The organism is Streptomyces sp. SID1328 (assembly GCF_009865595.1).
In the GTDB taxonomy this organism is placed as follows: domain Bacteria; phylum Actinomycetota; class Actinomycetes; order Streptomycetales; family Streptomycetaceae; genus Streptomyces; species Streptomyces griseoluteus.
Window position 1 is genome coordinate 1 of record NZ_WWKH01000360.1, and the last position, 10215, is coordinate 10215.

The following is a 10215-nucleotide window of genomic DNA, read 5'->3' on the forward strand; positions in this document are numbered from 1 at the left end:
CCGCCGCAGCCCACGATGGCGGGCCTCGCGCCCCGCGTCGCGGCCGCCTTCGCGGTCCCGCACGTCCGCGTGGACGCCCTCTGTCTGACCTCCGTCTCGCTCACCCTCGCCATCGGGGAACCGCTGCGCCAGATCCATGCGGGAGGGCTGAAACCGGCCAAGATCGACGTACGGCTGCTGCTGCCGAGCCGCGACATCGCCCTCGCCTTCCCCGCCCCGGTGGACGCCGCCGACACCGCTCTGCTGCACCGGCGCTGGCTGGCCCAGCGCAACGCCCAGGGCCAGGTGCTCCGGCACAACCTGCTCGCGCTGCGCGCCACGCACGGCATCGACGTCCGGGTCCGCTTCCGCGCGCTCCCCTTCACGCCACCGGTCAAGCTGTACCTGCTCAACGGCTCCGAGGCGCTGTTCGCGTACTACACGCTGGCCCGGCGGGAGCGGGACATCGGCCCGGAGCACCTGACGCTGTACGACGCCGAGGGCACCCGGTCGATGCTGTTCGCCTTCGCGCGGGGGGCGGGGGAGCGGGACGCCGAGTTCGTGACGCAGTCCCGGCTCTGGTTCGACGCGCTGTGGGAGACGATCAGCTCGGATCTGGTGCTGGGGTAGCCGAGTTGGCGGCCAACTCTGGCCTGCTGGGTTGCACTTGGCAGCTACTTGCCGACAACTGCCCGTAGATGAACTGAGGTTGTACCGTTTGGTCGTGACCCAGGAGAACGTGGCAGTGAGCGGCAGACGGTTCACCGCCCAGGAGATCGCCGACGCCCTGCGCGCCCGCATCCGCGCCGGCGAGCTGAGGGCGGGCGAGCGGCTGCCCACCCAGGCCGAGCTGGCCGAGGAGTTCGGCGTGGAGCGCGGCGCGGTCCGCCAGGCGCTGCGCCTGCTGCACGACGAGGGTCTGCTCACCGGCGTCACCAAGGGCAGCCCGCCGCGCGTCGCGGAGCCCGCCCCCGCCCAGGACGGCCCCCAGCCCACGATGGTCGCCCTCGCCCACCGGCTGGCGGAGGCGTTCACCGCGCCCCACGTGCGCGTGGACGCCGTCTGCCTCACCGCGCAGAGCCTGATCCCCGCGCTCGGCGAGCCGCTGCGGCTGATCCACGAGGGCCGGGTGCGCCCCGAGCGCATCGACGTACGCGTCCTGCTGCCCTCGCGGGACATCAGCCTCGCCTTCCCGGTCCCGGTGGACCCCGAGGGGGACGACGCGGACCCGGTGCACCGGCGCTGGCTGGCGATGCGCAACGCCCAGGGGCAGGTGCTCCAGTACAACCTCAACGCCCTGCGCGCCACGCACGACATCGACGTCCACGTCACCTTCCGAGCGCTGCCGTTCACCCCGCCGGCCAAGCTGTACCTGCTCAACGGCGCGGAGGCGCTGTACGCGTACTACATGGTCACCCGGCGCGAGGAGCCCACCGACACCGGCACCCTGGAGATGTTCGACACCCTCGGCTCGGAGTCGATGCTGTTCTCCTTCGAGAAGCGGTCGGGTCAACGGGACGCCTCCTTCGTGGAACAGTCGCAGAAGTGGTTCGACGCCCTCTGGGAAACCATCACGACGGACCTGACACTCTCCTAGTGACTTCCAAGACGCCGGAAACGACGCAGCATGAGCTGATGGCGACCGAAACGGTCGAGGAGAAGCGCGACCAGAGGATCGAGAAGCTACGGGAACTGATCGGCGCGCGGGTCGTCCTCTGGGACTTCGACGGCCCGGTCTGCCGCCTCTTCGCCCGGCACCGCGCCGAGCGGGTGGCGGCCGGGCTGGTGGAGTGGCTGGCCGGACGCGGACTGCGCGGGCTGCTCTCCGAGGACGAGCGGGAGACGCTGGACCCGCAGGTGGTGCTGCGTGCGGTGGACCGCCGCCATCCCGGCAGCGACCTGGTCGCCGAGCTGGAGGAACGCCTGACCCAGGACGAGCTGGTGGCCGCCGCCTCGGCCCTGCCGACCGCGTACGCCGACCCGCTGATCCGTACCTGGTCCGCCGTCGGCTCCCGGCTGGCCGTCACCACCAACAACTCCCCGCGCGTGGTCCACGCCTACCTCGCCGGACGCGGCCTGACCGGCTGCTTCGCCCCGCACATCTACGGCCGTACCGCCGACCTGCACCGCCTCAAGCCCGATCCGCACTGCCTCAACCGGGCCCTCGCCGCCCTGGGCGCCGCCCCCGAGTCCGCGCTGATGATCGGGGACTCGCCCACCGACCTCGTCGCCGCCGAGCGGGCCGGGGTCCGCTTCCTCGGTTACGCGAGCGGTGAGCGCCGGGCCAGACAACTCCGTGCCGCGGGGGCCGACACGGTCCTCACCTCCCTGGAGCCCGTGCTGCTGGCCCTGCGCGGGTAGCTTGCGGGCACGTGTGTGCGCTCTGTCCCCGGTCCGGGGGAACCGGGCCGGAGTCGTGGGGCCGGGACCCGCTCCCGAGGCGGTACCGTGCTGCCACTTCCGCCCCTTTCGGCAGGGCGCACGGCGAGAGAACGGGCCATGTCCCCCGAGACGGTTTCGATTGCCCGGCTGAACGCGGCCGGGGCCAGCGGTGACGAGAAGGTGGTCGAGGGCCCGCTCCAGGGCTACCACCACGAGACGTACGTGTTCCCGCTGGCCGGTGAGGCCGCACGGCTCCATCCGGGGCGGTGGAAGTGCCGGGAGCCCCGCGACGGGCTGCTCTGGTTCGACCGGCGCTGCTTCGCCTCGGAGGAACGCCTGCTCACCGCGCTGGGCGACCGCGTGCCGCGCGTCCCCGGCCTGGTGGAGGTCGGCGGGATGCGGCTGATGCGGTTCATCGAGGGCACCACCCTCGGCGCGCTCCACCCCTCCGGCACCGAGGTGCCGGAGGCGGTGTGCCGCCAGATCACCGAGCTGTTCGGCAGGCTCGCCGCGATCGGCCCGGACGACGTCACCGCCGAGCGGCGCTGCGCCGCCGAGGACCGCCCCGCGGACGGCGACAGCGACGGCTTCCTGGAACGCCTCATCCACTTCACCGAGCACCGCGTCTACCGCCGCAACCTCGGCCGCTTCGAGCGTCTCTTCGCCGAACTCGGCCTCACCGAGAACTCGTTCAAGCATCTGCGGGCCCATGTGCACGGGCTGTCCCGGCGCCCCTTCTGCCTCCTCCACGCCGACCTGCACCGCGAGAACTTCATCGTCGACCCGGTCGACCGCCTGTGGACCATCGACTGGGAACTGGCCATGGTCGGCGACCCCCTGTACGACCTCGCCACCCACCTCCACCTCATGCGCTACCCGGCCGCCCAGTCCCGCGAGATCGCCGCCCGCTGGCACACGACCGTCCGCGCGGTCCGTCCACTGAGCGTGCGCGGCTGGACGGACGACCTGCCACCCCTGCTCGCCTACAAGCGCGCCCAGTCCGTCTTCACGGACGTCATCCGCTCGGCCCTGGCGCTGGAGGACCCCGCCGCGCCCCCGGCCACCGCCCTCGCGGTGAAGCTCCGGGAGATCCTGGCGAGGGGGGCGCGTCCGCTGGGTGTGGTGGAGGTGCCGGACGCGGGGCGGGTGGCGGAGGCGCTGAAGCGGTGGCACGCAGGGCAGCGGGACTGAGCGCGGGGCGCGCACTCGCGCCGGTCTTCTCGCCGGAGGTGCGCGCATGCCCGATGCTGAGGGGTGATGCTGCTCTTTCTCGACATCGACGGTCCGCTCATCCCCTTCGGCGCCCCCGACGGCACGTACCCGGAGTTCCGGCGGGGCGGCGGCACGGGTGGGCATCCGCTGCTCGGGCGGGTCGATCCCGGGCTCGGCGCCAGGCTGCTGGAGCTGGGATGTGACCTGGTGTGGGCGTCGACCTGGATGGACGACGCGAACGCGGTGGTCGGGCCGTGGCTGGGGCTGCCCCGGTTGCCGGTGGTGCCGTGGCCGGACGAGGACGAGCCGCCCCCACTGACCCACTGGAAGACACGCCCGCTGGTGGAGTTCGCGGTGGGCCGGCCGTTCATCTGGATCGACGACGAGATCACCGAGGCCGACCGGGCCTACGTCGCCGTCCACCACCCCGCCCCGGCCCTGCTGCACCGCGTGGACCACGACTACGGGCTGACCCCGGCCGACTTCACCACCCTGCGGGCGTGGCTGAGCAGGAACCCGCCGGACTGACCCTCAGGCGGCCGACCGCTCCCCGGCCCACCGGCGCCGCAGGTGCGCCTCGGTGATCGCGGGCGGGGCGTACTCCATGTCGAGGGCGCCGACGTCCGTACCCGGCGGGACGACCGCGTCGATGCGGTCCAGGATCTCGTCGGACAGCGTGACCTTGTCGCCGGCGAGCAGGTCGTCGAGCTGCTCCATCGTGCGCGGGCCGATGATCGCGGAGGTGACGCCGGGGTGGCTGATCACGAAGGCCAGCGCGAGGTGCGTCAGCGAGACACCGGCCTCCTCGGCGACCGGGATCAGCCGCTCCACGGTGTCCAGCCGCCGCTCGTCGCGCAGATACCGGAAGCCGTAGGTGGAGCGGTGGGTGTCGGCCGGCCGGTCCTTGCGGTAGCGCCCGGTGAGCATGCCCCCGGCCAGCGGGCTGTAGATCAGCGTCCCCATGCCGTACCGCTCGCACACCGGCAGCACCTCGCGCTCGACACCCCGGTTGAGCAGCGAGTACGTCGGCTGTTCGGTACGGAACCGCTGGAGCCGGTGGTGTTCGGCGACCCACTGCGCCTCGACGATGTCGGAGGCCGGGTAGCTGGAGGTGCCGATCGCGCGGACCTTGCCCGCGCGCACCAGGTCGGTGAGGGCGGAGAGGGTCTCCTCGATGTCGGTGTCCGGGTCGGGGCGGTGGATCTGGAAGAGGTCCACGTGATCCGTGCCGAGCCGGCGCAGCGAGTCGTCCAGCGCCCGCGTCAGCCAACGCCGGGACGCGCCCTGCATGTTGGGGTCGGCGCCGTCGGAGTCCATGGGAAGCCGCGCCTTGGTGGCGAGCACGACGGAGTCCCGCCGCCCCTTCAGCGCCTTGCCGACGATCTCCTCCGACTCCCCGTACGAGTACATGTCGGCGGTGTCGATGAAGTTGATCCCGGCGTCCAGCGCCTTGTGGATCATGCGTACGGAGTCGTCGTGGTCGGGGTTGCCGACGGCGCCGAACATCATCGCGCCCAGGCAGTAGGGGCTGACCTTCATACCGGTCCGGCCCAGCGTGCGGTACTTCATGAGTCTCCTCCAACCCGCGGTGGCCAGGGCCCGCCGCGGCGCGTTACGCTCACGAAAACGGAACGGTGTTCCGGGAAGAACGATACGGAACACTGTTCCGGTTAGCAAGTGGAGGTCTGCCATGACCGACGCCGAGCCGTCCCGGCCGCGCCTGCGGGCCGACGCGCGGCGCAGCATCGACACGCTGCTCACGGCCGCCGCCGAGGTGTTCGCCGAGTCCGGCGTGGACGCGCCCGTACGGCAGATCACCGCTCGCGCGGGCGTCGGCGCGGGCACCCTCTACCGGCACTTCCCGCAGCGCTCCGACCTCATCGCGGCCGTCTTCCGCCACGAGGTCGACGCCTGCGCCGACACCGCGCCCGCCCTCGCCGCCGACCACGCCCCCGTGGAGGCCCTCCGCCTCTGGCTTCTCCGCTTCACCCACTTCATCGCCACCAAGCGCGGCCTCAGCGCCGCCCTCCACTCCGGCGACCCGGCCTACGACAGCCTCCCGTCCTACTTCCAGCTCCGCCTGGTACCGGCCCTGGAAGACTTGCTCGGCGCCGCGGCCAAGTCCGGCGAGATCCGCACCGACACCGACCCCAACGACCTCCTGCGAGCCGTCGCCAACCTGACCCTCCCGGCCCAGGACGACGACGGGCACACGGGGCGGATGGTGGGGTTGTTGCTGGACGGATTGCGGTACGGGGGCGGGAGCGCGGCCGGGAAGTGAGCCGCCCGCCCGGCAGGGCGCCCGCCCCGAAGTGCGGGCAATCCCGCCTGAGTTGATCCGGCAGGCGTAGGGTGCGGGGCCGTGGCCACCCCCCTCCGGCGCGACCGGCGCTTCGTTCTGCTTCTCGGCGCACGGGTCGTCTCCGTGCTGGGCAACGGTTTCGCGCGGGTCGCGCTCGGGTTCGCGGTGCTCGCGTTGCCGGGGGCGAGCGCGGGGCGGCTGTCGCTGGTGCTGGCCTGCCAGGCGTTGCCGCAGTTGGCGCTGGTCCTGGTGGGCGGCGTGATCGCGGACCGGATGTCACGGTCGCGGCTGATGACGCTGGCCGACGTCCTGGGCGCCGGCGCCTACGCGGCACTCGCCGTCATCGTGCTGACCGGGCACGCCCCGCTGCCCGCGATGTGCCTCCTCGCGGTGGCGGCCGGTACGGCGAACTCCCTCTTCGCCCCCGCGATGGAGGGCCTGGTCCCCCTGATCGTCCCCGCCGACCGGCTCCAGCGGGCCAACGGCCTCCTCCGCGTCGGCACCAACACCTCCCTCCTCCTCGGCCTCGGCCTGTCCGGCGTGACCGTCGCCCTGGTCGGCGCGGGCTGGGCACTCGCCCTCAACGCCGCCTCCTTCGCCGTCAGCGCGGCCCTCACCGCGCGCCTGAAGGTGGCCGGACGCCCCCGCGCACGCTCCTCGGGCTGGACCGAACTCCGCGAAGGATGGCGAGAGTTCGCCTCCCGACAGTGGCTGTGGGTCGTCGTCGCCCAGTACGCGGTCGTGATCGCCGCGCTGAACGCCGAGGTCGGCGTCCTGGGCCCGCTCACCGTCGAACACCAGGGTGGCGCCCGGAGCTGGTCGGTCATCGTGGGCGCCCAGGCCCTCGGCACCATCGCGGGCGCGGGCCTCGCGGCGCGGGTACGAGTCCAGCGCCCCATCCTCGTAGCCGTGCTGAGCACCTTCCCGGCCGCCGTACCGATGCTCCTGCTCGGCCTCGGCGCCCCCCTCTGGCTGACGGCGGCCACCATGTTCGGCGCGGGCGTGGCCAACGACGTCTTCGGCGTCCTGTGGTCCACCACTCTGCAACGCGAGATCCCCGAACACGTCCTCTCCCGCGTCACCTCCTACGACTGGTTCGGCTCCCTCGCCCTGGCCCCCCTGGGTGTCCTCGTCGCCGGCCCGATCGCCTCGGCGGCGGGCACGAGCTGGGCCCTGACCGGCTGCGCGGCCCTGGTGGTCCTGGCCACGGCGGCGGCACTGCTGGCTCCGCAGGTGCGGAACCTGCGGACGCCCGCCGAGGTCCGGGTGGCGGAACCGGAGGCCGCCCGCACAGGCTGAGCAGTCACCGGCCCGGCCCGGTTGACGCCGTTCGGGTCCGCCCGGGAGTGCGATCAGTCGGCAGGGAGGAAGTCGTACCCCGACCAGTCGCTCAACGGGCGGTAGCCGAGGCGTTGGTAGAGGGCGTTGCTGGTGGGGTTGGACTGGTCGGCGAAGAGGACGACCTCCCGGGCGCCGGCTGCCAGCGCGGCGCGGCTGACCTCGGCCGAGACGGCGGCGGCGTAGCCGTGGCCGCGCAGGTGGGCCGGGGTGTAGACGATGTCCACCTGGACCTGGCCGCCGATGAGCGGGTTCATACCGGCGATGGAGACGGGGGTGCCGTCCGGGGTCTCCCACAGGGTGTACCGCTTGTCGGCGTACCGCGTGCTCGGCCAGGTCTCGGCGCTGACGGTCACGTCCTCCCCGACGGCCCTGGCGAACTCCCCGCACCAGAGGACGGCTTGGTCCAGATCCCCCTCACCGAGGACACGGGCCCGGCCCTCCGGATGCGGGTCGGGCGGGGTCAGGGTGCCGAGCCGGTACAGGCGGACCCGTACGTCACGGAGCTTCGGCGTCACCCCGGTGTGCCGTTGCCACGCCTCGGCGAAGGCGGTGGCGGTGTCGTGGTCCGCGCCGACGGAGCCGGGTGAGTGCCCGAGGTCCGCGAGGCGGGCGGCGAGACTGTCGGCCTGCGCGGGGGCGAGCGGGGAGAGGCCGAGGGCACGGGGCGGCAGATGGTAGAAGGTCCCGCTGACCTGCCCCTCCTCCTCCAGCACCCCGAAGACGGGCGCCCGCCCGAAGGCCCCCCGCTCCCGTGTGCGCACCCTCTCGGCCCACGTGAGCTGCATGACATGCTCCGCGGGCCGGGCCCGGAGAAAGCCTCCGGCACGGGCGAGGAAGTCTTCGACGTCTTCGGTGAGGTACCAGCCACTTGACCGCATGCTTCATGCTTCCGCACCCGGGGGAGGGGGTGGACGGTTTCCCGCCAGGGCACCGGCCGACCGGCCGCCCCAAGACTCGCGCGCCATGGAAACGATCTTCAAGCTCGGAGAGATCAGCTGCCCCTCGGGGACCCTGGTCGTCATCGACGGCGGCCATCCGGGGCTGTGGAGCGGGGAACGGTCACCGGCGGAGATCGACCCGGCGCTGCTCGGCGCCGACGACCCGGAACCGGCCGAGGAGATGGCCAACTCGGTCGACTTCGCCCTTGCCGGCCCGGACGCCCCGGCCGCTGCCCGGAGCTTCGGCCGCCAGCCGGGCGCCATGCTCCACGACATCCCGGCGTCCGTGACTGGACGGAGCTGACCGTGGCGGAAGCGGTGAAGAAGGCCCACGCCGTACAGAGCTGGGCCCGGGAGTCCGGCCGCCGGACAGGGCGATATCGGCTGAAACCCTCCCCTCACACCCCGGTCACAACACTTTTGCAAGCAGGTGCTTGCAATAGTTAGCGAGAGTGGGCATGGTGGAGGCATGGCATCGCTCAACGTCGGCAATCTCGGTGAGTATCTGCGCGAGCAGCGGCGGCACGCCCAGCTCTCGCTGCGGCAGCTCGCCGATGCCGCCGGGGTGTCGAATCCGTACCTGAGCCAGATCGAGCGCGGGCTGCGCAAGCCCAGCGCGGAGGTGTTGCAGCAGGTCGCCAAGGCGCTGCGGATCTCCGCCGAGACGCTGTACGTCCGCGCGGGCATCCTCGACGCCGAGCGGGACCGGGACGAGGTGGAGACGCGCGCCGTCATCCTCGCCGACCCCTCGCTCAACGAACGGCAGAAGCAGGTCCTGCTCCAGATCTACGAGTCCTTCCGCAAGGAGAACGGACTCGGAGGCGAAGGCCCCGTACGACCCGAGGAGTCCGACGGTACGGAAGCGCAGCCCAGCGACACCCCCGGCAGTGATGCCGGTCCGCGGCGGACGACCGGATGAAGCCGGACCAGGGCTCCGGCCACCGCACGCGGACCACACCTACCTCAGCCGAACGCGAATCCGGGAGGACCTTCACCATGGCCATCACCGACGACCTGCGCAAGACTTTCAGCGACCCGACTCCGCTCTACTTCGCCGCCGGTACCGCCGATCTCGCCATCCGGCAGGTCCGGAAGGTTCCTTCGCTGGTCGAGCAGCTCCGCGCCCAGGCCCCGGCCCGGATCGAGCAGGTCCGCGGAACCGACCCCAAGGTCGTGCAGGAGCGGGCCACCGCCCGCGCCAAGGAGGCGCAGGAGACCATCCAGACCAAGGTCAACGGCTTCATCGGCAACCTCGACGTCGACCTGAAGAAGGTCGGCGAGCAGGCCCAGGACCTCGCCCTGCGCGGTGTCGGCGTGGCCGCCGAGTACGCCGTCAAGGCGCGTGAGGCGTACGAGAAGGTCGCCGAGCACGGCGAGCAGGCCGTGAAGACCTGGCGCGGCGAAGCCGCCGAGGAGATCGAGGAGCTCGCCATCGCGGTCGAGGGCCAGCCCGAGCCGGGCGTGGTCAAGGAGACCCCGAAGCCGGCCGCCGGTGCCGCCGGTCCGGCCGTCGCCCAGCCCGACCCGGCCGCGGAGAAGAAGCCGGCTCCGGGCGCCGTCCGCAAGGCTCCTCAGCCGAAGAAGCCGACCCCTCCGGTCAAGTGACGGCGGACGGCGTGTGAGGTACGGGCCGGGCACCATCGGGGTGCCCGGCCCGTTCTGCGGGTAGCGTGACGGCAGCGATTCAGAAGGCAAGGAGCGGTGGACAACATGCTGATGCTGGGCTTCGAGGGGTTCCTGGGACTCCTGAAGATCGTCCTCATGGCACTGGCCGCGTTCGCGCTCTTCGACGCGGCCTTCCGGCGTGAGGATGCGTTCCGCGCGGCGGGCAAGCAGACCAAGGTCTTCTGGCTGGTCATCCTGGGCATCGCCCTCGTGGTCAGCTATCTCTTCTCGATCCTGTCCATCCTGCCGGCCGCGGGCGCCGTCGCCAGCATCGTCTACCTCGTCGACGTCCGCCCCGCGGTCAAGGCCCTCACCGGCGGCAACCGCGGCGGCTGGGGCCGGGGCAAGGGCGGGGGCGGCAGCAGCAGCGACGGCCCGTACGGCCCGTACAACGGC

At 72.4% G+C, this 10215-nt stretch carries 13 protein-coding genes; 11 read left to right on the forward strand and 2 right to left on the reverse strand.

Annotation, left to right across the window (positions count from 1 at the left end):
* From GT030_RS10720 to GT030_RS10740, 5 genes are all read left to right on the forward strand, one after another.
* On the forward strand, positions 1-609 hold a 609-nt coding region (locus GT030_RS10720), incomplete at its 5' end, for a GntR family transcriptional regulator (protein ID WP_161200895.1).
* Positions 610-697: 88 nt separating this feature from the next.
* On the forward strand, positions 698-1576 hold the full coding sequence (locus GT030_RS10725; RefSeq protein ID WP_202459942.1) for a winged helix-turn-helix domain-containing protein: 879 nt from the start codon (positions 698-700) through the stop codon (positions 1574-1576).
* Between the two features lie 38 nt (positions 1577-1614).
* Complete coding sequence (locus GT030_RS10730) at positions 1615-2340, forward strand: HAD family hydrolase (RefSeq protein WP_161200896.1); 726 nt, start codon at positions 1615-1617, stop codon at positions 2338-2340.
* Between the two features lie 138 nt (positions 2341-2478).
* Positions 2479-3552 carry an aminoglycoside phosphotransferase family protein gene (locus tag GT030_RS10735; protein WP_161200897.1) on the forward strand — a complete coding sequence of 358 codons (1074 nt, stop codon included), beginning with the start codon at positions 2479-2481 and terminating at the stop codon, positions 3550-3552.
* 66 nt (positions 3553-3618) lie between these two features.
* Complete coding sequence (locus GT030_RS10740; RefSeq protein ID WP_161200898.1) at positions 3619-4101, forward strand: hypothetical protein; 483 nt, start codon at positions 3619-3621, stop codon at positions 4099-4101.
* Positions 4102-4104: 3 nt separating this feature from the next.
* On the opposite strand, the gene GT030_RS10745 is transcribed toward GT030_RS10740, so the two are convergent.
* Positions 4105-5142 carry an aldo/keto reductase gene (locus tag GT030_RS10745; RefSeq protein ID WP_161200899.1) on the reverse strand — a complete coding sequence of 346 codons (1038 nt, stop codon included), beginning with the start codon at positions 5140-5142 and terminating at the stop codon, positions 4105-4107.
* A 121-nt stretch (positions 5143-5263) separates the two neighbouring features.
* Here GT030_RS10745 and GT030_RS10750 point away from each other — a divergent pair, with 121 nt between their 5' ends.
* Both GT030_RS10750 and GT030_RS10755 read left to right on the forward strand, forming a co-directional pair.
* Positions 5264-5854, forward strand: a complete 591-nt coding sequence (locus GT030_RS10750; RefSeq protein WP_161200900.1) for a TetR/AcrR family transcriptional regulator — start codon at positions 5264-5266, stop codon at positions 5852-5854.
* 81 nt (positions 5855-5935) lie between these two features.
* On the forward strand, positions 5936-7174 hold the full coding sequence (locus tag GT030_RS10755; protein WP_161200901.1) for an MFS transporter: 1239 nt from the start codon (positions 5936-5938) through the stop codon (positions 7172-7174).
* Positions 7175-7227: 53 nt separating this feature from the next.
* On the opposite strand, the gene GT030_RS10760 is transcribed toward GT030_RS10755, so the two are convergent.
* On the reverse strand, positions 7228-8094 hold the full coding sequence (locus GT030_RS10760; protein ID WP_161200902.1) for a GNAT family N-acetyltransferase: 867 nt from the start codon (positions 8092-8094) through the stop codon (positions 7228-7230).
* 85 nt (positions 8095-8179) lie between these two features.
* On the opposite strand from GT030_RS10760, the gene GT030_RS10765 reads away from it, so the two are divergent.
* The 4 genes from GT030_RS10765 to GT030_RS10780 form a co-directional block, all read left to right on the forward strand.
* A complete protein-coding gene (locus GT030_RS10765; RefSeq protein WP_161200903.1) occupies positions 8180-8458 on the forward strand; it encodes a hypothetical protein in 279 nt (92 codons plus the stop codon).
* A gap of 165 nt (positions 8459-8623) precedes the next feature.
* Positions 8624-9073: a helix-turn-helix transcriptional regulator gene (locus GT030_RS10770; protein ID WP_161200904.1), complete on the forward strand. Its 450-nt coding sequence runs from the start codon at positions 8624-8626 to the stop codon at positions 9071-9073.
* A gap of 77 nt (positions 9074-9150) precedes the next feature.
* Positions 9151-9759 carry a hypothetical protein gene (locus GT030_RS10775; protein ID WP_161200905.1) on the forward strand — a complete coding sequence of 203 codons (609 nt, stop codon included), beginning with the start codon at positions 9151-9153 and terminating at the stop codon, positions 9757-9759.
* A gap of 105 nt (positions 9760-9864) precedes the next feature.
* Positions 9865-10215, forward strand: a 351-nt coding sequence (locus GT030_RS10780; protein ID WP_202459944.1) for a DUF2516 family protein, incomplete at its 3' end; no start/stop codon positions are given.